The organism is Desulfobaculum xiamenense (genome assembly GCF_011927665.1).
GTDB classification, from domain to species: domain Bacteria; phylum Desulfobacterota; class Desulfovibrionia; order Desulfovibrionales; family Desulfovibrionaceae; genus Desulfobaculum; species Desulfobaculum xiamenense.
This window is the reverse complement of record NZ_JAATJA010000001.1, coordinates 397,388-424,249: the sequence shown is the minus strand read 5'-3', so window position 1 is coordinate 424,249 and position 26,862 is coordinate 397,388. Positions and strand designations below refer to the sequence as shown.

Here is a 26,862-nt window from a genome sequence, read left to right as displayed (position 1 = left end):
ATCCCGCCACAGTCATGCCACCTGCCCAACATCACGGGCAAGCAGTCCCATTCCCCACAAGTCGCGATACGAAATCCACGGCCAGCCGGGCAACGCCGTCACGCGTTTCGCGATGGGTGGTCAGCACATGGCGGCTGGTGACCGTTTCGGCGACATTGAACAGCACGAGGTTGCGATCGTCCGAGGAGACGCGGCGCACGATCTCCCACGCATTGGAATCGGGCACGGTTCTGTCGCCACGGGCGTGCAGTGCGAGAAGCGGCGCGGAAATGTCCGCCAGCCGCCCGCGTACCTCGCGCATGCCGCGTAGCAGACTTTCAAGCGGAGCGAGCGCGGTCACGCCCTCATAGCCCTTCCACGGCGCTATCTCGCGCGATCGGGGCTTTGGCGGCGACACGGGCCACAGCGGTCGCACATGGCGCAGCAGCCGAACGAACGGAAGCCGCCAGTCCGAAAATTCCAGCGGATACAGGCGATACAGGAAAACGGGCGCAGCCACGGTCAGCACTCCTGCGGGCGAAAACTCCTGCGCAAGACGCAGGGACAGCGTGCCGCCCATGGACAGCCCCATCACGAACACCCGTCCGAAGCGCGATTGCATATCGAGATAGGCCTCGCGCGCCGCGCCGTACCAGTCGCCGAAGCCGGTTCTGCTCCACGCCGTGACATCCTGCCCGTGTCCGGGAAGAAGTGGCGCAGAAACGGCGAAGCCCGCCGAGGCCAGCGCATCCGCCAGCCCGAGCATCTCGAAGGGTTCACCGCCGAAGCCGTGCAGCAGCAGAACTCCGACGTCCCCATGCATTGCGTTTCCAGTCATGAGTGCCGTCATACTCCGCCCGTGACGAGGCGGCAAGCCCATCGCGTGCCTTGCCGCTGCCGCCAGCTTTCGATACAACATGCCGATCGGACGTATCATTGCGGTCCAGAGCCGACAAAGGAGACAACATGAGCAGAAGGGCATGCGACACGCTCATCCGAGCGGATCGAATCGTGACGCAGAACGACGAGCGGACCATCATCGAGGACGGCGGCATCGCCATCGCCGCAGGACGCATCGCGGCCGTGGGGCCGTGGATGGAAATCGACGCGGCATGGCAGGGTGAAACGGTCATGAATCTTGGCCGGAGCATGGTGCTTCCCGGCCTCGTCAATGCCCATACCCACGCCTCCATGACGCTCATGCGAGGTCTGGCGGACGATCTGCCGCTCATGGAGTGGATCACCCAGCACATCTTCCCAGTGGAACAGAAGCTGACGCCGGAACTCGTGCGCCTCGGGGCGACGCTCGCCTGCTGCGAGATGGCCCGCACTGGCACCACCGCCTTCTATGACATGTACCTCATGGAGCAGGCCGTGGCCGAGGCCGCCGACGCCACGGGCATGCGCGCCGTCGTTGGCGAAGTGATCTTCTCCTTCCCCACCCCGGCCTATGCGAACCTCGACGCCGCGTGCGACGTGGTCCGCGCCATGCACGATACCTACCGAAACAACGACAGAATCCGCACGGCCGTCATGCCCCACGCGGTCTACACCACCACGCCGGAACTGCTGACCCGCACGGCAAAGCTCGCCGAGGAACTGGACATCCCGCTGCATATCCACCTTGCCGAGACGACGACTGAAACCGCGCAGTGCATGGAAAAATTCGGCAAACGCCCCGTGGCGTACCTCGACAGTCTGGGACTTCTGTCCCCCCGCACGCTGGCCGCCCACTGCGTGGACCTCACGGACGACGAAATCCGTCGCCTCGCCGAAACCGGCACCCGCGTGGCCCACAATCCCGAAAGTAACATGAAGCTCGCCTCGGGCATCGCCCGCGTGCGCGACATGGCTGATGCGGGCGTCGTGCTCGGCCTCGGCACGGACGGCGCATGCAGCAACAACAACCTCGACATGTTCGCGGAAATGTCCACCTGCGCCCTGCTCCAGAAGGTGGCCACCATGGACCCCACCGTGGCCCCGGCGCAGCAGGTGCTGGACATGGCCACCCGTGGCGGCGCGGCCTGCCTGAACTGGCCCGGCATCGGCAGCATCGAACCCGGCAACCTCGCGGACATCACGGCGCTCGACCTTGATCAGCCGGGCCTCATGCCCATGTACAATCCCGCCTCGCACGCCGTGTACGCGGCCAGTGGCGGTGACGTGCGCATGACCATGGTCGGCGGCGAAGTCGTCTACCGCGACGGCGCATTCCCCAAGGTGGACTACCCGGCCCTGCTCGCCGAAGTCCGCTCCGCCGCAGCCTGGGTACGCAAGCAGTTCGAGGGCAACGGCAAATGACCAGCGCCCCATCCTGCGACACCCTGATCCGCGCGGGAATCCTCGTCACGCAGGATGCCGAACGCCGAATCCTCCACGACGCGGGCATAGCCATCGCCGATGGCCGCATCGCCGCCATCGGCCCTTGGGCGGATGTGAAATCCGCATTTCGCCCCGCCAGCACCATGGACCTGGCAGACTGCATGGTCCTGCCGGGCCTCGTGAACTGCCACACCCACGCCGCCATGACCGCCTTCCGGGGGCTTGCGGACGATCTGCCGCTCATGCGCTGGCTGGAAGGGAGCATATGGCCCGTGGAATCACGACTTTCGCCGGAGATCGTCCACTCGGGGTCGCTCGTGGCCTGCGCGGAGATGATCCGCACGGGCACCACCTGCTTCACGGATATGTACCTCTTCGAAACTGAAACGGCGCAGGCCGTGGAGCGCATGGGCATGCGGGCCGTGCTTGGCGAGGGAATTCTCGGCTTTCCCACCCCGGCCTACACGGACGCATCACGCGCACTCGCCATTGCCGGGGAACTGACGGAGGTCACGGCGGGAAGCGCCCTCGTGCGCACGGGCATCGCTCCTCACGCGGTCTATACCAATTCGCCAGAGACGCTACGTGAGAGCTTCGCCCTCGCCAAGCGCCTCAACGTGCCGTGGATGATCCACCTCGCCGAAAACGCGGAAGAGACAGCCCGCTGCATGGAAGCGACCGGCAAGCGCCCCGTCGCCTACCTGCATGACCTCGGCTGCCTGTCGCCGCGAAGCGTCCTCGTCCACTGCGTGGACCTGACGGAAGACGACATCTCGCTCATCGCGGCATCTGGCGCGCACGTCGTGCACAATCCGCGCAGCAACATGAAGCTCGCCAGCGGCATCGCGCCGGTCCCTGCGCTCCAGCGCGCTGGCGTCAATGTGTGCCTCGGCACGGACGGCGCGGCGAGCAACAACACCCTCAACTTGTTCCGGGAAATGAACGCCTGTGCGCTGCTGCACAAGGTCGCGCACGGCGATCCCACCGCCATGCCCGCCCCCGCCGTGCTCGACATGACGACCGCAAACGCGGCCAGAGCGCTCGGCTGGGACGGCATCGGCGTCATTACCCCCGGTTCCGCCGCAGACATTATCGCAATGCCTCTCGACGAACCGGGCCTTTGTCCTGTATACACCCCGTTCTCCCACGCCGTGTACGCCGCTGGGGGGCACGAGGTCTGCCTGAACATGGTGGCAGGCCGCGTCATCTACGAACGGGGATCGTTCACCAACATCGAAATCGAAGAACTTCGCGACCATGCGCGAAAGCTTGCGGAGTGGGTCGGCACGGACGGAAAATCGAAAACCCAGAACTAGGGGTTGACAAAAACGGCCGTATCAATAAATACTCACCCGCTTTCGAGAGACAGCCAAGGAAACACTTTCCGTTTCCGGGTCGTATTCAGAGAGGAGAAAATTTTCATGGCCAAGAATCATCGCAAGACCATCATCGACGATGCTGTCATGACCGCAGAGGGGCTTACCTACAACGGTGTCGTGCTTCAGCCGGTTGTCGAGAAGTGCGAAGGGTGTGACCGCATTGGCGCACACGAGTCCGGCAAGTATTGCTCCACCTATGCAGATCCCGCTGGCCGCTGGGCCCACGGTGTCTGCAACTTCGCTACCCACGTCCGCGCGGAGCTGGACAAGGGCGGCAAGGTCAAAATCAACCCCCTCAAGGCCTCCAAGCGTGCCGCTCGCGGCCGCTAAACGGCACTTCACGAGGATTCAGAAGGGCGGTCCGCAAGGTCCGCCCTTTTCTGTTTGGTCTCATCGGGCAACGGTCGCAGAGCGGTAGCCGCTTAAGCGCGCCATCACACCGATCCACTACGGAGAACACCATGCTTCAGAGCGTTCTGAACCACATCGACACCCAGCGTGACAGCCTCGTCGATCTCCAGCGCAAGCTGGTGGCCATCCCGGCCCTCGGCCCCGCCAACGGCGGCCCCGGCGAGAAGGCCAAGGCAGATTTCCTCATCGACTACCTGCGCGGCATCGGCATTACCGACATCACCGAGTACAACGCCCCGGACGAGCAGGCCGAAGCGGGCTACCGCCCCAACCTCGTCGCCCGCATCCCCGGCACCGACACCTCCCGCACCCTGTGGATCATCGGCCACATCGACATCGTCCCCGCTGGCGACCTGTCCCTGTGGGACAGCGATCCCTTCGAACTGCGCCTTGATGGCGACGTCATGTACGGACGCGGTGTCGAGGACGACCACTGCGGCTTCGTGCCCACGATCATGCTCGCCAAGTCGCTCATCGAGACCGGCACCACCCCGCCCATGAACCTCGGCATCATGATGGTGGCCGACGAGGAAACCAGCAGCCGTCACGGCCTCGGCTTCCTCGTCGAGAAGCACCCCGAGCTGTTCGGCGAGAACGACCTCTTCGTCGTCCCGGACATGGGCTCCCCGGACTCCACCCAGATCGAGATCGCGGAGAAGTCCTCCATGTGGGTCAAGGTGACCGTCATCGGCCGCCAGTGCCACGCCTCCACGCCGCTCGAAGGCGTGAACTCGCTCGTCGCGGCCGCGGCCTTCATCACCAGCGTCTACGACCTCTACGACGAATTTCCCGACAGCGACGACCTCTTCGAGCCGTCGGTCTCCACCTTCGAGCCGACCAAGAAGGAAGCCAACGTCCCCAATATCAACACCATCCCCGGCAAGGACGTTTTCTACATCGACTGCCGCGTGCTGCCGCAGTACGAGCTGGATGACGTGTTTGCCGTCATCCGCGCCATCGGCGAGGATGTCGAGGACGAATATGGCGTGCGCTGCGAATTCGAGAAGGTGCAGGCCGATCAGGCCGCTCCGGCCACGTCCATGGACGCCGAGGTGGTAACCCGCCTTCAGGCCGCCATCGGCCGCGTCTACGGTGTCGAAGGCATGCCGGTCGGCGTGGGCGGCGGCACCGTTGCCGCGTTCCTGCGCCGCATGGGCCGCGATGCCGTGGTCTGGTCGACCATGGACGGCAACGCCCACCAGCCCAACGAGCATGCCCGCATCTCCCACCAGCTGGGAGATGCCAAGGTCTACGCCGAAATGCTCTTCGGCGAATAGCCCTTCTCCACACACGAAAACACGCAGTTCCCGCGCGGACGGCGCATCCGTCCGCGCGGGAACCGATCCCCAAAATGAAGAAGCCATCCTTCCCCGAACTGTTCGACATCATCGTGGTGGGAGCCGGTCACGCCGGTTGCGAGGCGGCGCATGCCACCGCGCGCCTCGGCCTGAAGACCCTGCTCCTGACCATCAACGTGGACCGCATCGGTCACCTGTCGTGCAACCCCGCCATCGGCGGACTGGCCAAGGGCCACATGGTCCGCGAGATCGACGCCCTCGGCGGGCGCATGGGCGTATGGGCCGACAAGGCGGGCATCCAGTTCCGCGTGCTCAATACGCGCAAAGGCCCGGCCGTACGCGCCAGCCGTGCGCAGATCGACCGCGCAGCCTATATGAAGGCCGTACAGGCGGACCTGTTCGCCATGGACAACCTGTGGATATTTCAGGACATGGCTGCGGAAGTCATCACGAAGGACGGACGCGCCGCAGGCGTGCGCACCATGCTGGGCGAGCGCTTCGACTCGCGCGCGGTCATCCTGACCACGGGCACCTTCCTGCACGGGCTGATCCACGTCGGGGAACGGAACTTCAGCGGCGGACGCCTCGGCGACCCGGCCTCGGCCAACCTGTCCGACAATCTCGCATCGCTCGGCCTCTCCCTCGGCCGCCTCAAGACCGGCACCACGCCCCGCCTGCTCGCGGCCAGTTGCGACTTCGATTCCATGGACGTTCAGCCCGGCGACAATCCGCCCAAGCCTTTCAGCTTCCATGAGCCGTTCGCGCCCCTGCCGCAGCTGCCCTGCCACGTCACGTGGACCAACGAGACCACGCACGCGGCCATCCGTAGCGGTTTCGACCGCTCGCCCATGTTCACCGGCGTCATCAAGGGCACCGGCGCGCGCTACTGCCCGTCCATCGAGGACAAGGTCGCCCGCTTCCCGGAGAAGGACCGCCATCAGATATTCGTGGAACCGGAAGGCCTGAACAGCCCCGAGGTCTACCCCAACGGCATTCCGACTAGCCTGCCTCTCGACGTACAGAAGGCCATGATCCGCACCATCCCCGGTCTGGAGAATGCGCAGATCGTGCGTCCGGGCTACGCCATCGAATACGATTTCTGCTTCCCCACGCAGCTCGACCCCACGCTTCAGACCAAGGCTGTGCCCGGCCTGTGGCTGGCCGGACAGATCAACGGCACCTCCGGTTACGAGGAAGCCGCCGCGCAGGGCCTGTGGGCCGCGCTCAATGCATTCTGCGCCCTCAGCGACCACGCGCCCTTCCTGCCGGGACGTGACGAGGCCTACATGGCCGTTCTCGTTGACGATCTCGTAACCAAGGGCACCAATGAGCCGTACCGCATGTTCACCTCGCGCGCGGAGCATCGCCTGCTGCTGCGCGAGGACAACGCGGACGCCCGCCTGTGCGCCACGGGCCGCGAACTGGGCCTCGTGGGCGACGAACAGTGGACCATCTTCCAGAATCGGCAGAAGGCCATCCACGAGACACTCGAAGGATTGAACTCCATCCGCATCCGCCCCGACGGCGCAACGCGCGACACGCTGGAACGCATCGGCGCGGCGATACCGAGCCGGTCCGTGACGCTGGCCGAGCTTCTGCGCCAGCCGGAAGTCATCATCGAAAATCTCGCGGCCTTCTTCCCCACGCTCGACGAAACTCCATCCGACGCACTGCGCGAGGCCGAGACCATCGTCAAGTACGAGGGCTACCTCAAGCGTCAGGAACAGCTCGTGGCTCGCTTCCATCATCTGGAGGACGCCGCAATTCCAGCGGACATCGACTACCGCGAGGTTGCCGGTCTCACCCGCGAGGTCGTGGAGAAGCTCACGGCGGTTCGCCCGCTCACCCTCGGACAGGCCAGCCGCATCTCCGGCATCACGCCGGCCGCCATCGCCTGTGTCGAGGTGCATATCAAAAAACTCGGGCGTCCTAGCGCATAGGCTCTCATCCGATTGAATCGACAAAGGGGCGGCCCGTGCGAGCCGCCCCTTTCCTTTTCGGCGAGCATCCGCCGCCTTCTTACGTACCAGCATGCCCGGCCCCCAGCATGACGGCGAAAAACCGACACGCCCCACCCTGCCCCTTTTCACTTCCCGCAATTCCGGATAGATAGAAGTCTACGTCCCTTCACGCGCATGTGCCAAAGGCATGGCAAGCAGGCTACATATCGTCCGCGTTCATGGACGATTCTTCCCCTCGCCACCCGCACACGGCGCAACGCAGGCACGCCATGTGCAAGCATTCTTCGCATGAGGCAGCGCCACATCCCGGCCTGCACAGCACACCGAGGGGACGAGGCGTCGGCGACACAGTCGGACGCCCCGCACGCTCACGACTTCGAGGAGACACCGGAACCGCATGACCACAGGATTCACCATCGACACCCCCCTGCCCGCATTCGAAGCCCTGCGGGGCACCATAGACCGCTCGTTCCTCGACAGCGTCCAGAAGAACTTTGGCTCGTGGGGCATCACATCCGAAAGCATCACCATCGTCCTCGTTACGCTCTCCGCCGCGTTCATCGTCACGGGCGGCGCCATTCTGTTCAACCACTACGTCCTCAAGCCGCGCCGCGACACCAAGCCCCCGTCGTGGATCACGGATCAGGCGAGCATCATGTCGCTTTTCGACGCAATCATGGCGCAACGCAGCAAGGTCGAAATGCGCTTCGCTGGCGGAGCCGTGGACAACACCCGGCGCTCCACGGCCTGCTCGCTGGAACACGTCAAGGACGGCCTGCTGGACCTCGAAATCTCCGGCTTCGTCAAGGCGCATCAGGGCTGGCTGAACCGGGACGTGCAGTGCTTCTTCCGCGTGACCACGCCGGGACGAAAGGACCACGCGAACTTCTACACGTTCACCTCGCGCATCAAGGGCATCCGCAAAATTTCGCAGGACGTCACCCACATCGCCGTCCCTGTGCCCGAGCACATCGAGCTAAGTCAGAAGCGCCTGTCGCTTCGCATTGAGCCACCCTTGCAGTTCTCGCTGGGGCTGGCCCTGTGGCCGGAAAAGCTGCGGCGCGACGGTTCTCCGGAGCCGCTCCTGCGCAAGTGGGGCCGCCCGCCCGTCTTCTATAGCCGCCAGATGAACGACACCCCGCTGCGCATCGTCAATGTTTCGTCGGGTGGGATGCGCCTCGAACTGACCCCCGATTCGGTAAAGGAAACGGGCTTCGGTTTCGAGATAGGCGAACGCTATGTGCTCATGGCCCAGTTCTTCGACCCGGACAGGGATGCCAAGCTCAACCTGTGGACCATGTGCCGCATTCAGAACCGCTACGAGGACTTCGAAAGCCGCAGGCTCGAAATCGGTGTGCAGTTCAGCGAAATCGGCCAACTGGTAAAGGACGACGGCGGCAAGATCATCTGGAAGAAGGTGCCTGCGGACGGCATCGCCCGCCTCGGCAACTGGGTGGCCCGCCGACATCTCGATCTCTACCGGGAAAAAGGCTTGACGTAGAACCCCAAGCCCTTACATTTCCACATGTGCAAACACATCATTGTTCTGTAGGAGGAACCACGTTGGAAGACGATTCGGAAGGATTGTTCGCCACCCTGTTCAGTAAACTTTTCGGGCACAAGGACGGCAATCTCGAAGAGCTGATCCTCGAAGCCCGACAGGATGGGGAAATCAACCCCACAGAAGTCGCCATGCTTCTCAACGTGCTGCGGCTGGGCCGCAAGCAGGTTCGGGAAATCATGATCCCGCGCACGGACATCCAGTGTGCGGAAGTCGATGATCCGCTCGAGGAGATCGCGCAGCTCATCATCGAATGCGGGCACTCCCGCATTCCCATCTACAAGGAAAACAGGGACAATATCGTCGGCATCGTCCATGCCAAGGATCTGCTCCGGCTCAGCCAGAGCCATCCGCAGAAGCAACCCACGTGCAGGGACATCATGCGCGAGCCGCTGCTCATCCCCGAGACGAAAAACGTCACGGACATGTTGCAGGTCTTCCGCGCCAGCAAGATCCACCTCGCCATAGCCCTCGATGAGTACGGCGGAACCTCCGGTCTCGTGACACTCGAAGACGTCATGGAGGAAATCGTCGGCGAAATCGAGGACGAATACGACTTGCCACGCCCAGACGAAATTCAGGTGCTCAGCGACGACACGATCATGATCAACGGTCGCACGCCGCTTGAGGAAATCGATGATCGTCTGGGACTGGAACTAACGTCGGAGCAGGTGGAAACCTTGAGTGGCTACCTCTGCGAACTCGCCGGGCGGGTTCCCATGCAGGGTGAGACATTCACCGTGGATGGCAAAATCTTCGAAGTAAAAGACGCGGACGCCAAGCAGATACACTGGGTTCTCATCAAGCCGCGGCCCAAGACGCCGTCCGACCCGGAAGAGAATTGACCTACGCAACAGCCCTCATCATAGCATGCATCGGGGCCTGGACGGGATTCGCGAACCCCGTCTTCCAGGCCCCCTATCTGTCGCTCCTGTTCCCGGCCGGAATCGCGCTGGCCGGATTCTCCGCCACCACGCCCGCCGGAGCCTTCCGTCGTGGCCTCTTCGCGGGGACTCTCGCCTATGGCGGGTGCCTGTACTGGGTGGCACTGCCCGTGCATGACTACGGCAACCTGCCGTGGCTTCTGGCCGCACCCTGCCCCGTGCTGCTCGGCCTGTACTGCGGGCTCTATGCGGGGCTGTTCGCCCTTGGCATGCGCATGGTGCGCTATCGCCTGCCGTGGCTGCTCACCGGAGTCTTCGCGGCCTGCCTATGGGCCGCTCTGGAGGCACTGCGCGGCTGGCTGTTCACCGGCTTCCCGTGGCTGTGCCTCGCCTCAGCCTTTGCGCCCATCCCGTGGATGCTTCAGGCCGCAGCCCTCGTCGGGGCCAATGGGCTGTCCGGCGCCCTCGCCGGGGCCGCCGTGCTCCCGCTGGCCGGACAGGGCAAGGCACGGGCCATTGTGGCCTCGCTGGCCGCCCTCGCCCTTGTCGGCGGTTATGGCATGTACGCGGTCGGCTCGGCCACAGCGCCGACGGAGACGGTCCGCGTGGCCCTCGTGCAGGGCAACATCGATCAGGCCCAGAAGTGGGACATGACCTTTCAGGACGGCACGGTCGATCGCTACGAGACCCTCACGCAGGCGGCACAGGCGCAGGAGCGCCCGAACCTCGTGGTCTGGCCCGAAACCGCGCTGCCCTTCTACTTTCAGGAGACCAGCCTACTCGGTAGCCGCGTGCGCAAGCTCGCCCGCGAGGGAAACAGCTACCTGCTGACGGGCGCGCCCGCCTACACCCCCGCTCCGGACGGAAGCGGATACCGCATGCACAACCGGGCCTTTCTCATCGGCCCCGACGGCGCAACCGCAGGCTTCTACGACAAGGAACACCTCGTCCCCTTCGGCGAGTATGTGCCCTTCGGCAACCTGCTGTTCTTCCTCGACAAGCTTGTGCAGGGCGTCGGAGACTTCGTGCCCGGAACAAGCACCGTCCCCCTGCCTGCGGGTACGATGGATCTCGGCGTGCTCATCTGCTACGAGACGATCTTTCCGGAACTCGCACAGGCGCGAGTGGACGCGGGTGCCAACCTGCTGGTAAACATTTCCAATGACGCATGGTTCGGCGACTCGTCCGCGCCGCTCCAGCACCTGCACATGTCCGTGCTGCGTGCCGTGGAGCAGGGCCGCTGGCTGGTGCGCGGAACGAATACGGGCATCTCCGCCATCATCGATCCGCTTGGGGAAATCCGGGCACAGGGCGGCCTCTTCCGCGCCGAATCCGTCAGCTTCGGAGAAGTCGGCATCGTTTCGACCCTTACGCCCTACCACCGCCACAGGGATGCCCTGCGAGCCGGCTGCGCCGTTCTACTCCTCCTGTTCGGTCTGGCGGCACATCTGTCGCCGTTCTACCGCCGAGTGCAGGTACTTGATTAGCGACGCCGATTTCCCTATCATTTCAGGTTCTCCAAAAACAAATCTTCCAAAGGAAATATTTCGAGTCATGCTGCAATATCACGATCTCAAGACGCAGGGCACGACGCTGCTCAGGGAATTCCAAAGCCTCTGGGGGCGTCTTTGACCGCGATCGGAGCAAGGATCGTCTCGCCGACATCGAGATGGAGCTTTCGCGCCCCGGCGCGTGGGACAAGCCCGAACAGTTGACGCCGCTCCTGCGCGAAAAGAGCCACCTCGCCGATCTCGTGGAGCAGTGGGACGCACTGCACTGCGCCAAGGAAGACCTCGACGAATGGCTGCTTCTGGCGCACGACGACCAGAGCCAGGAAGTCCTTGAGGCCCTGCAGGATCAGGTGGAGCTTCTCGCCGACAGATTACAGGAAGCCGAGCTGCGCACGCTGCTGGCCGACCCCGCCGACAACTCGCCCGCCATCCTCGAAATCCACCCCGGAGCGGGCGGCACCGAGGCCCAGGACTGGGCAGAGATCCTCCTGCGCATGTACATCCGCTGGGCGGAACGCCGCGAATTCAAGGTGGATGTGCTCGACAAGCTCCCCGGAGACGAAGCGGGCATCAAGTCCGTCACTCTGCTCATCGAAGGCCCCAATGCCTACGGTCTGCTCAAGGCCGAGAAGGGCATCCACCGGCTGGTGCGCATCTCGCCCTTCGACTCATCCGGCAGGCGGCACACCTCCTTCACCTCCGTGGACGTCTACCCCGACATCACGCAGGACATCGAGATCGAAATCCGCGACGAGGACGTGCGCATCGACATTTTCCGCTCCAGCGGCGCAGGCGGCCAGCACGTCAACAAGACAAGCTCCGCCATCCGCCTTACGCACCTTCCCACAGGCATCGTGGTATCGTGCCAGAACGAGCGCTCCCAGCAGCGCAACAAGGACACCGCCTTCAAGGTGCTGAAGGCTCGCCTGTACGAACTCGAAATGCGCAAGCTCGCAGACGAGAAGCAGGCCCAGTACGCGGACAAGGACGCCATCGCCTGGGGCAGCCAGATCCGTTCCTACGTCCTCCAGCCTTACCGGCTCGTGAAGGACCACCGCACCAACACGGAAATCACCAACGTGGACGCAGTGCTGGACGGCGATCTGGACACGCTCATCAGAAACTACCTCCTTTACGCTCATGCCCAAAAATAACACGGACCAGACGCCCCACATCGAGCACGATCCCCTCGTTCGGGAATTGAACTCCCTGCGCAAGCTCGTGCTCGAATCGCACAGCGACCTCAATGGGTGCGAAGACGACGCCGGAATCCTCGGAATCCTGCGCCTATGCCCCGGCCTGTCGCTAGAGCAGTGGCCGGAGCTCGCCGAGGAATACGGCCTGCGGGAATGGCTCGCCCTGCCGATGGAGAACGGGGAATACCCCTTCCTGCGGCAGTTGCAGCGCACCCTTGAAGACCTCGCCTACCAGACGGAGCACGATCCGCTGACGAGCCTCTTCAATCGCCGCGCCTTTGAGCGCAGCCTCGATCAGGAGCTGGAACGGGCACGCCGATCCGGTTCCTCCCTGTCCGTGGCCATGCTCGACCTCGACAACTTCAAGCAGGTCAACGATACCTACGGGCATGCCTGCGGCGACGAGACACTCGTCTCGCTGGCCCGCATCATGCTGACGCAGACCCGCCGCTACGACGTGGCGGCGCGACTGGGTGGCGAGGAGTTCGCCATCATCCTTCCCGGGACCGGACTCATCAAGGCCCGCGCCATGGTCGAACGACTGCTTGCCGCACTGCGTGATACGGACATCGTCTGTCCCGACTCCGGCAGAACGCTCAGCGTGACCTGCTCCGCGGGCCTTGTGACCTACAAGGGCATGGCCGACAGCACCCCGCCGGACCTCCTCTCCCTTGCGGACAAGGCCCTCTATCAGGCCAAGGCCGAAGGCAAGGACCGGGTCGTCACCGCGCCGCTTCAGGACGTGGCGACTCCCTCGCGGGCGACTCTCGTCGAATCCAACGAAAAGAAATTCCTGTTCACGGGAAGCTGAGTCAAGGACACGGCATGCAAACCATTCGAAACAAGGCCATTAGCTTTTCCATAGTCAGCGGCAAGGGCGGCGTGGGCAAGACCAACCTCGCCCTGAACATCGGCTACGCACTCTACCGGGCCAACCACCCGGTCATGCTCATGGACTGCGACCTCGGGCTGGCCAACCTCGACGTGTTGCTCGGCCTCGCGCCGGACAAGAACCTTCAGGACCTCCTGACCACTGGCGAGGACGTCCGCAACATCGTCGTGCCCATCGAGCCGAACGGCTTCGACTTCCTGCCCTCGGCCTCCGGCGTGCCGGAACTCATCGACCTCGACGAGGACCTGCAGGGCATGATTTTCGACAAGCTCAATTCGGTCATCAGCCGCTACGATTTCCTGCTCATGGACATCGGTGCGGGCATCAGCAAGACCGTGCTTCGCTTCGCCGCCATGTCGCAGGAGCGCGTGGTGGTCATCACCCCGGAGCCGACCTCCCTCACGGACGGATACGCCCTCATCAAGGTGCTGCACTCCGAATATGGCGTGGACAGCTTCAACGTGGTGGTCAACCAGGTCGCCTCCCTTGAGGAAGGCCGCAAGAGCTTCCAGCGGCTCGACGCCGCGTGCAAGCGCTTCCTCGGTATCAGTCTCAGCTACGCAGGCTCTGTGCGTTCGGACCCAGCCGTCTCCGAGGCCGTCATCCGTCAGGTGCCGCTACTCAAGCATGCCCCAGGCTCCATTGCGGGGCGCGATATTCTCACCCTGGCCGTCAAGCTCAAGCGCATGCGCGAAAGATTGCTCCCCTCGCTGACCGAGCAGGGCGTATTGCAAAATTTTTCGCGAAATGATGCCGATTAAGCTTGACGAAATTCCCCGGAATTCGGCATAGTTGCATAAGCAAGAAACCGCCTTTTTTTCCGGCGGTGCGTGTCCGGGGAACACGTTTTTTCGCAACCGGGAGGAGAACATGAACAAAAGCGAACTCATCAAGACTCTGGCAGAAAAGAAGAATCTTCACGTGGACGAGGCGGCGATCGTCGTCAACACCTTCTTCGACTCCATCAAGCGCTCCCTCATTCACGAGGAACGTGTGGAGATCCGTGGATTCGGAAGCTTCAAGATCAAGGACTACGGCGGGTACACCGGCCGCAATCCGAAAACCGGCGAAATCGTCAAGGTCAGCCCCAAAAAGCTGCCCTTCTTCCGTCCCGGCAAGGAACTGAAGGAATTCGTCAACAGCTGACGCGATGCCCCAACTGCTCTCCCTCATACTCCTCTTGGCTGCGCTCTGTACCGGAACCGCGACCGCGACTGCTCAAGACGAACTGCTGCGGCTCGTATTCACATCGAACAGCCTTGGACATTACGCCCCCTGCCCCACCTGAGGCGGGAAAACACTGGGCGGCCTGGATCGGCGCGCCTCCGTTTTCGCCTCGCTCCGGGAGGAAGATGCAAAGGGTGATCGTCTGCTCTTCATCGCGGGACCGTTCGAATTCGTCGACCACGACGAATCCCAACCGGACGGTCCCGCGAATCTCGCCATTTCCCTCGCCGATGCCTACGCCCGGCTGGGCTACGACATGGGCTACCTCGCCCCGCGCGAGGCCAACTGGCTCACCAAGTCCGGCGTAACCAGCCTCGACGGCTGGCGCACGGCATCCGCCAATGTCAAGATGACCACCATCCGCGTGGGGCAGGACGACATTGGCGTGCTTTTCCTGCCCATGCTCCCCGCCGGGCAGGAAAAAGCCCCCCGCTACATGGTCCGAAGCATCCTCGACAAGGCCGCCAAACTGCGCGAGCGCACGAAGCTCGTCGTCGCCGTCAGCCCGTGGGGCTACACGGGGGAATTGGCCTTCCTCACCGAAAATCCGCCCGCCGTGGACATCATGCTCGGTGCCGGTCCCGGCCCCGGCCTTGCCGGCCGCTTCGAGGCCGAAGCAAAGACCTTCTGGGTCCGCGCCTACTCCAAGGGCCGCGCCGTCCATATTCTGCGCATCAACGAATGGCCCGATCGCGCCCGCAAGGACTGGCACTGGGAGCGCGAGGCCAATCTCGTCCTCGATTTCCGCCCCCTGCGCGAGACCGTCGATGCCGATGCGGACATGGCGCAGTTCGTGCGCGAACACTTCCCCGACGCCCGCTAGGGCTTGCGCTTCATTACAAAAAGCGCGAAACTGCCGCTTCGTTCCCATCCACAACTTTTCCGGAAGGCTTACATGACCACACCCCGAAGCGCTGGCGTGCCATTCTTCAAAATGCACGGCAGCGGCAATGATTTCGTTCTCATCGACAACCGGGAACTGTGTCTTCCCCAGAGCGAGATGTCCGAATGGGCCTCGCGCGTCTGCCCTCGCGGATTCGGCGTCGGAGCGGACGGGCTCATCTTCCTTCAGGACACCCCCGAGCGCCCCGACGTGGACTACGTCTGGCATTTCTACAACGCGGACGGCTCGCGCGCCGAGATGTGTGGCAACGGTTCGCGCTGCGCGGCCAGCCTCGCCCACCGCATCGGTCTGGCCGGGGCAACCCACGTTTTCGGCACGGACGCCGGTCCCATCCATGCCCATGTTCTTGAGGGAACGGACCTCGTGAAGGTCGAACTCACCCCGCCCACAGGGCTTGCACTCGGTGCGAAGCTCAATGTGGCTGGCCACGAAACGACCGTCCATTTCGTGAACACGGGCGTGCCTCACGCCGTGGTCGTCTGCGAGGACGTCAAGGCCGTTGACATCATGACCGTTGGCCGCGCCATCCGCATGCACGAGCACTTCGCGCCCGCAGGCACCAACGCCAATTTCATTCAGGTTCGCGACGACAAGCGCCTTTTCCTGCGCACATACGAGCGTGGCGTGGAGGGCGAAACCTTCGCATGTGGCACGGGTGCCGCGGCGTCGGCGCTCATCGCGCACACGCTTGGCCTCGTCGGCCCCGAGGTGGAACTGACCACCTCCGGCGGTGAGGTTTTGCAAATATCCATTGAAAACGGTACGGTCTTTCTCCAGGGCAAGGCCCTGATGACCTACCATGGCGAAATGTATCCCGAATCGATGGGCATTGCCCCATTGGAATAGCCATCTCCGCGCTACGCGCCAGATGAGGAGGAGCAGCATGCAATTCAAGGGAGCGTTCAGCGCTCTTGTTACGCCGTTCAGAAACGGCGAAATCGACGAGGAAGCCTTTCGCGCATTCATCGAATGGCAGATCGAACAGGGCATCGACGGTCTCGTGCCCTGCGGCACCACCGGTGAATCGGCCACGCTGACTCACGCCGAGCACGGCCGGGTCATCAAGATTTGCGTGGATCAGGTCAAGGGCCGCGTTCCGGTTCTGGCCGGTTCCGGGTCCAACAATACGCTCGAAGCCATCGAGCTGACCCGCTACGCCAAGGAAGCGGGGGCCGATGGCGCGCTGCTCATCACTCCCTACTACAACAAGCCGACGCCCGCCGGGCTTGTGGCGCACTTCAAGGCCATCGCCACCGAAGTCTCCATTCCCATCGTGGTGTACAACGTTCCCGGCCGCACGGCCCTGAACGTCCAGCCCGCAACGCTCAAGGCCATCAAGGACGCCGTGCCCGAAGTGGTGGGCGTGAAGGAAGCCACCGGCAACCTGAAGCAGGTTTCCGAGATGATCGAGCTGTGCGGAGAAGACTTCTGTATGCTCTCCGGCGACGATTTCACCGTGCTGCCCCTGCTCGCGCTCGGCGGCTGCGGCGTCATCTCCGTGGTCTCCAACGTGATGCCCGCCGCCATGTCCGGCATGTGCAAGGCCTTCGCCGAGGGCGACATCGCCACCGCACGCAAGCTGCACTACCACATGGCGCCGCTGTGCCGCGCCCTGTTCAGCGAGACCAACCCCATCCCCGTCAAGACCGCCGTGTCCATGATGGGCATGTGCACCGAAGAATTCCGCCTCCCCCTCGTCCCCATGCAGCCCGACACCCGGGCCGCTCTGGAGAAGGTGATGCTGGAATCCGGTGTGCTGAACACCGAAGAACTGGCCGAAGCCACGGCCTAGCTCCAGCGCCCGCAACGCGATAATGACGAAGGCCCCCGGGGAAATATCCCCGGGGGCCTTCGATTTTCTTCATCCGATCATTCTGTGCCAATCAGCAAGATGCTGGAATGGACCCGACAAGCTCCTGCGCAGCGAGCTTTTCACGCCGGGCTATCCTATCCTGATATTCGGCCACGATGCTACGCTCCGTATCACTCGTGACGGGCACCCGGCGCAAACCTTCGCGCAAGGCGTCCCCGGCGTCCTCGAAGCGCTCCTGTCCTATCAGCGAAAGACAGAGCATCAGGTGCAAATCCAACCTATCCACGCCGCCAACCTCCATGGTCCGACGCAGTGCATCGGCAGCCTCATCGAAATTGCGAGTCTGCAAAAGTGCGGAACCCAGCAGTTCATGAAGTTCAGCGTCCTGCGGATACTTCCGTATCATCTCCCGCGCAACCTGCACCGCGCGGGGCGGATCGTTTCTGGTCAGCCTGCGTAGCGAATTTTTGACGAGGAAATACGAACGGACCTCCGCCACGCGGGCCTCACGTTTGCGCACATGCGTCTCCACATCCATGGATGACCACTGCCGCAACAGATTTTCGTAGACCGCGATGGTGGTGTCGATAGCCTCATTCCATCCACTCAACACGCATTCCCCTGCTCGCCGAGCATCACGCGGCGCAGAATAGGCATCCAGCACGACACGTCTTATCGCTTGTGCATCATCCGGATGGCAATACCATGCATTGTCGGCGAAGTATCCTCTGGCGTCATCACCATCGGAAACGACAATGTTGCATCCGCAACGCGCCGCCTCAATGACTGAATGCAACGCTGAACCTCCCCACCCCGGCATGACGCACACTTTGGCAGCCATGCGTGCGGATTCCAACATCTCCGGGGATGCATTCTCAACAAAAAAAGTAGGTCCAACGCGCCTGATCTTCATGCACAGATCGCCATAAAACGTCTGTAGCCCGCGCTCAGTCAACACAACCACCGAAATGTCGTCATCCCGCAAGGCGTGCAAAAGCATCAACTGATTATGCATCATCCCGACGGGAGTAACGCACAAGACGAAATCCTTCACCCCATGCGTCCGCACAAAGAGGCTCGCGTCCGTGTCTTTACCTTCCGAATCGGCAGAATCACCGCCCATCCGTGCGACATGTACGGTACTCGGCGCACCAACGACCGACCGAATCATGCGTCCCTCGCCATCTCCAAAGGAGAGAACAGCATCCATGCAGTCGAAGCAGAAACGCATTGCCCACGGAACGCCTTCCGGGCAGCGGCGGGCGGCTGTCTCACGAAGCGCATCATCCAGCCCAGCCTTACCGCCTTCGGACTCAGCCGCCTGAAACGCGGCCACGGTCTGCATGGCCATTCCGACATGCGCACCGCAATCGCCGCACACGGGGGTCAACACCACAGGAACCTTCTGGGCTGCGACCTCGGGTACCCACTGCCAGTCCATGGTGAAATAGTGCACCAGATCGTACGCAGAGATGTCCTCCTGCGGAGAGAACGCGAGATCGACTGCAATTCCTTTGGCCTCCAGCCCCTCCTTGAGCCGCGCCAAAATCACGGAAGCATCCCCCGCGCCGCCCAACCCGGCGACATTCGAACGAAACAGCACACGATGCGGCGCATCCTGCCGAGGCACGGCATGCACCCGCCGCGACAGCAAGGCCCGCTTGCGTTCAAGGATGATCGCCGCCGCATGCACATGGGTAAAATTATTAAGGATATGTGTACGAGCCCGCTTACCGACCTGCGCCGCTTCGTCCCGATGTTCGAAAACATGACGCATCAGTTCACGCAGATGTCCAACGGACGGCTCCGCCCAATTCTGCCCACCATAAAGGGGGTTCGTCCGAACCTGATCCTCGCCGACAGGCACGATTCCATCCACATCCACCAAATACGAATTGGAATCGTTCATGAATTCCAGGTGTCCACTCCAACGGGTGGCGATGACCGGCAATTCCATAAGCATGGACTCAGTGAACGGAATTCCCCAGCCCTCGCCACGCGTAGGCAGGACGAAACAATCCGCAGCCTTGTACAGGCTCGGCATCAGGTCCGAGGGAACCATGGCATCAATGAAGTCAATGCGTGGAATCTCATCCGGGTCGTGCCCGATGTCGCGCAGGAACTGCGCCAACTGAACGTGCACAGGGGGTACGTCACCGATGACGCCTCCTCCCTGATACGACCGGATGATGAGCCGGACATCCTCGTCTCGCGAGAACTCCTCGACATACGCGCGGATGAGCGCATCCCATCCCTTGCGCGGCGTCCATTCGAAAATAGACAAAAAGTTGAAGCCCTTGGCCTCACCGACGGTAAGCGGTGTCGTCATGCTTGGTCTGTAATCGCGCGGACGGAAACCGTGCGGCACCACATGAAGCAGCTCCCTATCCACTCCGGCGCGGGCAAACGTTTCGAGATTGAAACGCGAAGGAACCCATATCTCGTCCATCCGGTTGCAGGACTCGGCCCAGCCCGGCGGCAACCCATCCGTCTCAAAGGCCGTATAGCCGACATAGGCCCGCATCCCCGGATTTACGCACCGGAATTCCTGATAGAAATCGCGAGAGAGATTGGTCGGCGGGTGATGAATCACATACACACCGCCCGACTTGAGCCTACCGAGATCAATCAGCCTCTGGGCGGTATGCCGATCCAAAGGAGTCCGCATGTCGAACTCCCGAAAATAGCCATCCACATATCCGCTGAATGCGGGGGGCGTCGCCTCACTCATCGCTCACATCCTTGAAGCTCAACTTGCAATCGCCCCAAAGGGGCTGACACCGTGCAGGGCATCCAAGCTCGTCCAAACCGATCAGGTATCCCCGTGCAGCGAAAGCGTATCCGCTTGGCCCGAAGGTCGGGCCCTGCCACGTCAGGCTCCCCTCCTCCAATTCGGCACGCAGTTCGGCCAGCCTCGGGCACAGCTTCGAAAGCGATCTACTCGTCAAATGCTTCGGCTCGTAGAAGCGGATGTCGTCCGAGCAGAAGCGGATGGGCACATCATCCACTATTTCGATCTGATCGGCGCGGCGCATGAAATCCCGAACGATGGGGCACGTGGCGAAGGCCGGGCAGTCCGACTCCGCCACATACGCCTCCTCGCCGCATAGCCTACGCACGGCAGTGGCGATGAGGTTCGAAATATCGTTCACGTCCGGCGAGATGTTGACGACAAGAAATCCTTCCTCCTCCAACAGTTCACGCAGGGACTGCTGGTCGAAGATCACGTAGTGGAAATTTCCGTGGAAATCCTGTCCGCCATAAAGCCGTTCGACTATCGGGTCCACGCCCTTGGTCACGCCATCCTCGCGCCGCCATCCCGGACGCCGCGCATTGTACAGCCGGACAAGCCCGCCAAGGTCCGGCGTACGCAGTTCCAGCCGCCCGCCGCCCTTGAGCACCCGCTTCCATTCACGCAACACATCACGAACCTCGGCCCAGGGAAAGTGCTCCAGGATATCCGAGGCAAGCACCTCGTCCACAGAACAATCGGCAAAAGGCAACGCCCGGGCGTCACTGACAATATTGACACCCGAGGCGGGATTCCAGTCGATGTTGATGTAGCCGGGACGAATGTCTGGCCCACAGCCGACGTTGAGTTTCATGCCTCCCCCGATCAAAGCGTATAGGACAACGGTTCTGACGTTTTTTCCTGCTCTGGGGATTCCAGCTTGCGCACCTGTACCTTGTCCTTGTCACAGCCGGGGCAACGGTGGAACTCGGCGCAATGGGTCCACCTATCGTTTAGCCGGAAATTCTCGTCGAGAATGTTGCCGACCATCGGCTTGTCGAGGATCTTGTCATTGATGCAACGGAAGGCATCGCCATTGGGCTGAACATTCAAATGCGTCATTCCGCCACTGCACAATACGGGAGTCGTATCCACGCCACCGAACCAATGTGCACGGTCATCACCAACGTAATAGCGAATGAAATCCATCTCCCGCTGAAAGAACTCATACTTCTTGTAAGGCGTGGCCGCGTAGGGATCGACATGGAAGCGCACGCCGTTGGACTCGAACATCTTCTTCACGCGCGGCAGCAGCCACATCTGCTCGGGCCACGTCACAAAATTGACCGTGATGTGAAAGCCTCGCTTCTTGAGAAGCAGACACTTGCCGAGAAAGAATTCGGGATTCATCCGCTGGGAGGGATGATAGCTCAGCGTCATGCTGAACACCTTCTCCGGGCTGATGCGCTGCACGAACTCGGTCAGATCGTGCGAAGCGTTGGTCGTGATGGCGATCCTGATCCTGTCGTCAAAGGCTTCAAGCATGTCGATGAAGCCCGGCTGGAGCCACGGCTCGCCGCCGGAGATATCGAGCACGTCCGGGCACAGCCGATTCCACGCCTCGACCCAGCGGGCGGAGTCCACATATGGTTCCGGCTTGAATTCGCCGCGTTCCATGCGCTGCACTTCCCAGCAGTACGGGCAGCGATAGTTGCAATTGAAGGTCAAAAACCAGACGGCGCTCTTGAGCGTCGTCTCTGCGCAGGACGTTCCCGCGTCACGAACGACTTCGTCATTTCGAGTTTCCATCACGAGAAATCCTCCTATTATTATAAATACTTATCGACGCAAAACATGCGCACTTCGGCGCAAAGCATGTCAATCTAGCGCCCGTCCCCTATGCAAAGGGAACGACATCAAAACGCGGAGCCATGTTCCCATCACGAACATCAGCAGCATATGCATGCATCATTATGTCGAACTCTCGCCGTGGTTCCTCGTGCATAGGAAGGTGAATGGCGAAATCGAGATGCTTGTAGAATTTGAAGCTGCTGCGAATCGTCTCACAAAGCTGTTCACAACTCATCACACCTTCGCAGTCGTAACCCCATGCTTCGGCGTTGCGGTGAAATAACGCCTTGAGACGCTTCACATCGAACGCCCTCAACAGGTCCTCATGCTTCTTATCAAGAACCCACGGACGCCTGAAATCTTCTTCATAGACCAAACCGTTTTTGGTCGACCTCATGAGCACATCATCCCACGCAATGCCAAGCCACTCGGCAATGCCTCTCATGAGCGGATACGTATTCAGGTGCATGTCTTCAAGCCGCACGGCCCGCGTTCTGCGCCGCATGTCATCATCGCCGCCACCGGCATATACGTGATCGCGGATGATATGCAGCATCAAACTAGGCTGAACGGGATACGGCTTAAAATTGCAAATGGTGACCGAAATGTTCGAGCCGAAAGTCTGCACCGGATTGCGAACGGTCTGGAGAAACTTCACTTCGGGAAAATCTTTAGCCAATTCCCGCATCGAGAAGGCCTCTGGATCGTGATGTTGGTACAGGATGTATCGGCTACGTTCGATCTCATCGAGGCTCTCCCCATGCGCAAGGGCATATGCCACATGCAGAGCGATGAAGAACGACCTCTTCGAAACCATCCTGTCCCGGACGAAGAAGCCACTCATGATATCGAGAAAGCGCTTTTCGTCTATCTTGTGAAATGCATCCTTCGTGCTCTTATCAACTATACCCGTGATCGCATTCTTCATCTTCTCGAACGCATTGGTTCGAAACGACGACCAATCACCAAAATAATGATGCACACCAGGAGTCTCAAAAGGCAGGCTTATCAATGACGGATGCGAATCAAGAAGCGAATGCAGAAGAAAGGAACCCGATCTCCCGTAATACAAAATAGCGCAAACCTTCCACTCCTCGTCCAGCAGCGCGTCAAGGCGCTCTTCAAGTCCTACCATCTTCAAGCTCCATCAGTTCGCTATGCGAAAGCCCTTTGCAGGCTGATTCATCACCCGGACAGCCATCCGAATGCAGTAATTTTGACGCGACAGGTCACATTGCAAAATCGTGCCCAATTCCTGCGGCATACACAGCAAGATCCTCGCCGGAGTCCACCTCACCCCACATGCCGGAATACGGCAACGCGGCGACGGACACCCGACCGGTTTCGATGATCTTCTGCAACGTGCCGGTCATGTGCATCGCATCCCGCACACCCTGCGGCATCGCTTCCCGCAGCATCTCAACCTCGTGCCACCCCTCGGGCGTAAAGCGCAGAAGCCCCATATACTGCCCCTGAACCTCATCGACGGTCTTCGGCTTGTTGCCGATTTCCGCTAAATGAGCAGCATCCGGGGCAAGACGGAACGTTTCGGCATCCAGCAGCGGATCGCCGAAGCGCTTTGTCCACAACCGCTGCCACTGGGGATCGAAGGTGACGGCTAGCGCCGCGCGGCACGTCATAAGCGCCCGCACAGCCGTAGCGTCATAGAATATGTCGGAATAGCTGACAACGCATGGGGCAGCCTCCAGCCACTCCCGCGCGCAGGACAGCGAGGTCACCATGTTGGTCTGCGCCCATCGCGAGTTGTGGAACTCGACAAGCCCCCTGTTTGCCAGCATCTCGCGCCGGTAGCCCGTGACTATCGCGATATCGTCGATTCCGCCCCCCCGCAGGGCATGCAGCTGCCAATCGAGAAGCGCACGCCCGTGCAGTTCCACAAGGCATTTGGGCCGATCATCCGTCAGATTCTTCATACGGCTACCACGCCCGGCAGCCAGAATAATGGCTCTCATGACTCTCCAGATTCCTGGGCATCCCTGCCCATGGTTTCACAACCCGAAAAGGGTCCGCACCCGCGCGATGTCCCGCGCGGAAAAGTTCAGCTCCCGCTCCGGGTGCCACATCCAGCCTTCCCATGGCAGTTCGTCGTGCCGCATGGCCTCAATGACGCCATCTTCGCTCCGGGCCAATACGGAAAAGCCTTGTGGGCACTCCCGCAGCGCCATGGTGTGGAAGCTGTTCGCTTCGCCGTCCACAGCACCACACAGGAGATGCCGGATTCGTACATGCCCCGAAATCGGACTGATTCCGGCACCGCCCCACACGCCCATCATCTGCATGCCCCGACAGATTCCTAGAACAGGCAAATGGCGTTCCCGAGCGAAGTCAAGCAGGAAGCGCTCCGTGACATCCCTTTCCGCAGCCTCGCCGAGATCGTTCCCGCCGGACAGCAAAATTGCCTCTGGCTCGATGGCATCCAACCATTCGACAAGCCGTGCGCATCCCGCGTCATGCCCAACGCTGACCAGACCATTCGGCACGGGAACAGACATGCACCCGGCATGGCAGAGCCACTGGACCATACGCTGATCAAGGGCATCCCGTCGCTCATCACGATTCGGATGAACATCCACACGCTGGCTCACAGCCACCTTCATCACGCCAGCACCTCCACCCTGCGCCCTGCGCAATCTACGTGCAGCCGATGCGCGCTGGCCCACCGCCGGTACAGCATCTCCCCTGCACCAATAACCGCAGGCACCCCAAGCTCTCCCGCACGAATGGCCATGTGCGAATTTGCCCCGCCCCACGCGGTAATGAGTCCGGCAATGGGATAGGAGAAAAGCCAATCGAAGCCAGGGTCGGCACTCGGAATGCACACCACAGCCCCAGCGAGCGCCTCGCGGTGATCACTGGTCGTTACGGGCGCAGTCACTCGCTTCTGAGAAATGAAATTGGGGGTGGTCTCGGGCCACTCGAAGCCCCACACGTCCTCCGGGCTGGTCACGAGCGGAGGCAGGGCGAGCGACAGCGTCTCGGCGTAGCGCGCCCTACCCCGCTCGATACTCCTCGTGAGCACATCCCGGGGATCTGTTGCCGCGATATGCAATTCCCGGAACGCCTCCACATCGCAATAGGCCATATCCTCACGAGAGAAGCCCCACATCTCGCCGCATCTCGCCATCAACGCCAACGCGTCCGAAAGATTGCGAGTGAAGTGGAACTTCGAAAGCTCGCGAAGTTCTATGCCCGCCTGAAGGAAATCGAAAAGGCCTATGGGATCGGAATGTAGCCCGTGCGTCTCAAGCAAACCGGACAGCTTCCGCATCTGCGGAAGCGTCATGGAGAACGGACTTGGCGGCTCAGGTTCGCAGAGACGCCTCTCCCAATCGAAATACATGTCGGGTGCCTCGTCGTAACGGGGCGACAGGATGTCGTAGGTGCCGGGGCGCAAGTGCCCGTAGCGTGCCAGAAAGGAAGTGCGATCAAGCACGCATCTGTCACGCGCCAACTGCCCGCTGACGGTGGATACGCTCCCGATGAACGCGTCATAATCGTCCTGCGAAAGCACACCGACAGCCACCATCGACCGAAGCATCTGGACAGCCATAAAGCCAACTCGCGCCAGCCCAGCGAACGGCAACGTTCCGTAGCGCTTGGCATCCTCAAGCAGCCAGTAGATGCGCTCGACAAGGTCCACATCCGAAGCGAGCAGTTGTCCCCGACGTTTCTCAAGTATGTCGAGCTTTGCAGCATCCGCCCGCCAGAGTCCGTCCTTTGGCGTGACGATGCGATTCGTCAATCGTCTCAAACTCTCCTCGATGGCGCGGCATTCCGTCGCGGAAAATCCGGCGCGGCCAAGACGGCCCAACCGCTGCGGCAAATCGAGGGTATAGCAGGAATAGACAATCTCGAATTCGACCTTGTCATGCAGGGCTGGCTTGGCAAGCAACTGATCAATGTAGTGATCGACAAGCCGCCCTGCGATTCCATCGTCAAGGTCAGCAGGGACAAACGAGTTGAATGAAACACGCACGTCTATGTACGGAAGGCCGAAGAAATGCGGCATCAGCGGAAAGCTGCGCAGATGGCGATATCCGTAGTTGTGACGCTGATAGGCCCAGATAGCGTCCGTAACCAGCTCCCGATAAAGAGAAAGTGCCAAAGGCTTTGGACGGATGCCGATGATCTCCGCAGGATTCCAATCCGGCATCACTCCGTAGACAGTACGCCGCCCCATGAGAAACGGATGGGGGCGCATGCCACGGACAACCTTCTCCTGAATACGATGCAGGCGTACAGCCTGCGCTTCGTCCTTCACCGGGGCCTGACGAAGAATGAGAGGCCGAGCCTGCAGGAGCCACAACACCTCATGCCCGGACTCGCGGGTCACCGCGAACTCGCAGTCTATAGGGATATTCCCGAAAAGCTCCAGCAACTCCTCGACCAGCGCCACAGCTCCACCCACGGTCTCGGGCGGTGCAACAGGCGAACATGCGGCCTGCTGCCATATGCGGCCGCCCGATCCTCCGGTGATGGCTGCCGTATCGGCCCCTTCGGTCCAGTTCACCACCCGGTAGGGAGCACAGGTATTCGGATCATGCGAAAAGACGACGCCAGATCGAAGCACATTGCGCAGCATAGGTTGGACAAGGACCTCATCCACCGGCTGAGCCTCGCCGTAGGCGGCGATGACCTGCTCGACAGCATCGCCAAGCGTCTCGATTCCGACATTCAAGAGGGACAGAAATGCCCCGGCGTTCGAGCTTTCCGCGCAATCCTCCCGCAGACAACTTGAACGGACAATCCATGGTCCCGATCCCAACGCATCTGGAATATGTTCCAGAAACACAGCGCGACCTGCCTGCCATTCCCGCACGGTAAAGGCAACTAGCGGAGCTATCCTGGCCGTTTGGAGACGGCCCTGCAACAACGCGAGCGTTCCCGCCTTTGTGGTAAACCTCAAAGCCATGGGATTTCC

Annotated in this window: 23 protein-coding genes; 15 read left to right on the top strand and 8 right to left on the bottom strand. The window is 61.6% G+C overall.

Features of this window, described 5'->3' with window-relative positions; all coding sequences use genetic code 11:
- Window positions 1-31: 31 nt before the first annotated feature.
- Window positions 32-817: an alpha/beta hydrolase gene (locus tag GGQ74_RS01935; RefSeq protein ID WP_245168074.1), complete on the bottom strand. Its 786-nt coding sequence runs from the start codon at window positions 815-817 to the stop codon at window positions 32-34.
- 128 nt (window positions 818-945) lie between these two features.
- Between GGQ74_RS01935 and GGQ74_RS01930 the strand changes: the two genes are divergently transcribed.
- From GGQ74_RS01930 to dapA, 15 genes are all read left to right on the top strand, one after another.
- Window positions 946-2,280: an amidohydrolase gene (locus GGQ74_RS01930; RefSeq protein ID WP_167939856.1), complete on the top strand. Its 1,335-nt coding sequence runs from the start codon at window positions 946-948 to the stop codon at window positions 2,278-2,280.
- A complete protein-coding gene (locus tag GGQ74_RS01925) occupies window positions 2,277-3,617 on the top strand; it encodes an amidohydrolase (RefSeq protein WP_167939855.1) in 1,341 nt (446 codons plus the stop codon). The genes GGQ74_RS01930 and GGQ74_RS01925 overlap by 4 nt, the downstream gene beginning before the upstream one ends.
- Window positions 3,618-3,722: 105 nt before the next feature.
- Complete coding sequence (locus tag GGQ74_RS01920) at window positions 3,723-4,010, top strand: PxxKW family cysteine-rich protein (protein ID WP_167939854.1); 288 nt, start codon at window positions 3,723-3,725, stop codon at window positions 4,008-4,010.
- A 131-nt stretch (window positions 4,011-4,141) separates the two neighbouring features.
- A complete protein-coding gene (locus GGQ74_RS01915; protein WP_167939853.1) occupies window positions 4,142-5,368 on the top strand; it encodes a M20 family metallo-hydrolase in 1,227 nt (408 codons plus the stop codon).
- A 65-nt stretch (window positions 5,369-5,433) separates the two neighbouring features.
- Entirely contained in the window at window positions 5,434-7,329 is a 1,896-nt protein-coding gene (gene mnmG / locus GGQ74_RS01910) for a tRNA uridine-5-carboxymethylaminomethyl(34) synthesis enzyme MnmG (protein WP_342448594.1), read from the top strand.
- A 418-nt stretch (window positions 7,330-7,747) separates the two neighbouring features.
- Window positions 7,748-8,851, top strand: coding sequence for a PilZ domain-containing protein (locus GGQ74_RS01905; protein WP_167939851.1), 1,104 nt, complete (start codon window positions 7,748-7,750; stop codon window positions 8,849-8,851).
- 62 nt (window positions 8,852-8,913) lie between these two features.
- Window positions 8,914-9,756, top strand: a complete 843-nt coding sequence (locus GGQ74_RS01900) for a hemolysin family protein (protein ID WP_167939850.1) — start codon at window positions 8,914-8,916, stop codon at window positions 9,754-9,756.
- Window positions 9,753-11,282: an apolipoprotein N-acyltransferase gene (gene lnt, locus GGQ74_RS01895; RefSeq protein WP_167939849.1), complete on the top strand. Its 1,530-nt coding sequence runs from the start codon at window positions 9,753-9,755 to the stop codon at window positions 11,280-11,282. Before GGQ74_RS01900 ends, lnt begins: the two co-directional genes overlap by 4 nt.
- 67 nt (window positions 11,283-11,349) lie before the next feature.
- Window positions 11,350-12,460, top strand: a protein-coding gene (gene prfB, locus GGQ74_RS01890; RefSeq protein WP_209280052.1) for a peptide chain release factor 2 whose coding sequence is annotated in 2 segments (ribosomal slippage) — window positions 11,350-11,424 and window positions 11,426-12,460 — 1,110 coding nt in all. Because the reading frame shifts where the segments join, the coding sequence is not laid out codon by codon here.
- Window positions 12,447-13,313 (top strand): GGDEF domain-containing protein, encoded by an 867-nt coding sequence (locus tag GGQ74_RS01885; RefSeq protein WP_167939847.1) that lies wholly within the window; start codon window positions 12,447-12,449, stop codon window positions 13,311-13,313. The genes prfB and GGQ74_RS01885 overlap by 14 nt, the downstream gene beginning before the upstream one ends.
- A gap of 14 nt (window positions 13,314-13,327) precedes the next feature.
- On the top strand, window positions 13,328-14,155 hold the full coding sequence (locus GGQ74_RS01880) for a MinD/ParA family protein (protein ID WP_167939846.1): 828 nt from the start codon (window positions 13,328-13,330) through the stop codon (window positions 14,153-14,155).
- Window positions 14,156-14,264: 109 nt separating this feature from the next.
- Complete coding sequence (locus tag GGQ74_RS01875; protein WP_167939845.1) at window positions 14,265-14,540, top strand: HU family DNA-binding protein; 276 nt, start codon at window positions 14,265-14,267, stop codon at window positions 14,538-14,540.
- 154 nt (window positions 14,541-14,694) lie between these two features.
- The gene (locus tag GGQ74_RS01870) at window positions 14,695-15,444 is read left to right on the top strand and encodes a UshA-like (seleno)protein family 2 (protein WP_425338087.1); all 750 of its coding nucleotides are present in this window, start codon (window positions 14,695-14,697) and stop codon (window positions 15,442-15,444) included.
- Between the two features lie 72 nt (window positions 15,445-15,516).
- On the top strand, window positions 15,517-16,371 hold the full coding sequence (gene dapF / locus GGQ74_RS01865) for a diaminopimelate epimerase (RefSeq protein WP_167939843.1): 855 nt from the start codon (window positions 15,517-15,519) through the stop codon (window positions 16,369-16,371).
- 37 nt (window positions 16,372-16,408) lie between these two features.
- Window positions 16,409-17,317, top strand: coding sequence for a 4-hydroxy-tetrahydrodipicolinate synthase (gene dapA, locus GGQ74_RS01860; RefSeq protein WP_167939842.1), 909 nt, complete (start codon window positions 16,409-16,411; stop codon window positions 17,315-17,317).
- Between the two features lie 91 nt (window positions 17,318-17,408).
- On the opposite strand, the gene GGQ74_RS01855 is transcribed toward dapA, so the two are convergent.
- From GGQ74_RS01855 to GGQ74_RS01825, 7 genes are all read right to left on the bottom strand, one after another.
- Window positions 17,409-20,069, bottom strand: coding sequence for a glycosyltransferase (locus tag GGQ74_RS01855; protein WP_167939841.1), 2,661 nt, complete (start codon window positions 20,067-20,069; stop codon window positions 17,409-17,411).
- Window positions 20,062-20,943: a class I SAM-dependent methyltransferase gene (locus GGQ74_RS01850; RefSeq protein WP_167939840.1), complete on the bottom strand. Its 882-nt coding sequence runs from the start codon at window positions 20,941-20,943 to the stop codon at window positions 20,062-20,064. Before GGQ74_RS01850 ends, GGQ74_RS01855 begins: the two co-directional genes overlap by 8 nt.
- Window positions 20,944-20,954: 11 nt before the next feature.
- Window positions 20,955-21,878, bottom strand: a complete 924-nt coding sequence (locus tag GGQ74_RS01845) for a radical SAM protein (RefSeq protein ID WP_245168165.1) — start codon at window positions 21,876-21,878, stop codon at window positions 20,955-20,957.
- Between the two features lie 88 nt (window positions 21,879-21,966).
- Entirely contained in the window at window positions 21,967-23,055 is a 1,089-nt protein-coding gene (locus GGQ74_RS01840) for a sulfotransferase (RefSeq protein ID WP_167939838.1), read from the bottom strand.
- A gap of 94 nt (window positions 23,056-23,149) precedes the next feature.
- Complete coding sequence (locus tag GGQ74_RS01835; RefSeq protein WP_167939837.1) at window positions 23,150-23,893, bottom strand: phosphocholine cytidylyltransferase family protein; 744 nt, start codon at window positions 23,891-23,893, stop codon at window positions 23,150-23,152.
- Between the two features lie 36 nt (window positions 23,894-23,929).
- Window positions 23,930-24,538: a gamma-glutamyl-gamma-aminobutyrate hydrolase family protein gene (locus GGQ74_RS01830; protein WP_167940972.1), complete on the bottom strand. Its 609-nt coding sequence runs from the start codon at window positions 24,536-24,538 to the stop codon at window positions 23,930-23,932.
- On the bottom strand, window positions 24,538-26,853 hold the full coding sequence (locus GGQ74_RS01825) for a PEP-utilizing enzyme (protein WP_167939836.1): 2,316 nt from the start codon (window positions 26,851-26,853) through the stop codon (window positions 24,538-24,540). Before GGQ74_RS01825 ends, GGQ74_RS01830 begins: the two co-directional genes overlap by 1 nt.
- Window positions 26,854-26,862 lie beyond the last annotated feature (9 nt).

What these genes read in the sequence shown, in the direction of transcription:
- GGQ74_RS01935 (WP_245168074.1), bottom strand. Translation starts at nt 817, where the DNA reads ATGACTGGAAACGCAATGCATGGGGACGTCGGAGTTCTGCTGCTGCAC.
- GGQ74_RS01930 (WP_167939856.1), top strand. Translation starts at nt 946, where the DNA reads ATGAGCAGAAGGGCATGCGACACGCTCATCCGAGCGGATCGAATCGTG.
- GGQ74_RS01925 (WP_167939855.1), top strand. Translation starts at nt 2,277, where the DNA reads ATGACCAGCGCCCCATCCTGCGACACCCTGATCCGCGCGGGAATCCTC.
- GGQ74_RS01920 (WP_167939854.1), top strand. Translation starts at nt 3,723, where the DNA reads ATGGCCAAGAATCATCGCAAGACCATCATCGACGATGCTGTCATGACC.
- GGQ74_RS01915 (WP_167939853.1), top strand. Translation starts at nt 4,142, where the DNA reads ATGCTTCAGAGCGTTCTGAACCACATCGACACCCAGCGTGACAGCCTC.
- GGQ74_RS01905 (WP_167939851.1), top strand. Translation starts at nt 7,748, where the DNA reads ATGACCACAGGATTCACCATCGACACCCCCCTGCCCGCATTCGAAGCC.
- GGQ74_RS01885 (WP_167939847.1), top strand. Translation starts at nt 12,447, where the DNA reads ATGCCCAAAAATAACACGGACCAGACGCCCCACATCGAGCACGATCCC.
- GGQ74_RS01880 (WP_167939846.1), top strand. Translation starts at nt 13,328, where the DNA reads ATGCAAACCATTCGAAACAAGGCCATTAGCTTTTCCATAGTCAGCGGC.
- GGQ74_RS01875 (WP_167939845.1), top strand. Translation starts at nt 14,265, where the DNA reads ATGAACAAAAGCGAACTCATCAAGACTCTGGCAGAAAAGAAGAATCTT.
- dapF (WP_167939843.1), top strand. Translation starts at nt 15,517, where the DNA reads ATGACCACACCCCGAAGCGCTGGCGTGCCATTCTTCAAAATGCACGGC.
- dapA (WP_167939842.1), top strand. Translation starts at nt 16,409, where the DNA reads ATGCAATTCAAGGGAGCGTTCAGCGCTCTTGTTACGCCGTTCAGAAAC.
- GGQ74_RS01855 (WP_167939841.1), bottom strand. Translation starts at nt 20,069, where the DNA reads ATGAGTGAGGCGACGCCCCCCGCATTCAGCGGATATGTGGATGGCTAT.
- GGQ74_RS01850 (WP_167939840.1), bottom strand. Translation starts at nt 20,943, where the DNA reads ATGAAACTCAACGTCGGCTGTGGGCCAGACATTCGTCCCGGCTACATC.
- GGQ74_RS01845 (WP_245168165.1), bottom strand. Translation starts at nt 21,878, where the DNA reads ATGGAAACTCGAAATGACGAAGTCGTTCGTGACGCGGGAACGTCCTGC.
- GGQ74_RS01840 (WP_167939838.1), bottom strand. Translation starts at nt 23,055, where the DNA reads ATGGTAGGACTTGAAGAGCGCCTTGACGCGCTGCTGGACGAGGAGTGG.
- GGQ74_RS01835 (WP_167939837.1), bottom strand. Translation starts at nt 23,893, where the DNA reads ATGAGAGCCATTATTCTGGCTGCCGGGCGTGGTAGCCGTATGAAGAAT.
- GGQ74_RS01830 (WP_167940972.1), bottom strand. Translation starts at nt 24,538, where the DNA reads ATGAAGGTGGCTGTGAGCCAGCGTGTGGATGTTCATCCGAATCGTGAT.
- GGQ74_RS01825 (WP_167939836.1), bottom strand. Translation starts at nt 26,853, where the DNA reads ATGGCTTTGAGGTTTACCACAAAGGCGGGAACGCTCGCGTTGTTGCAG.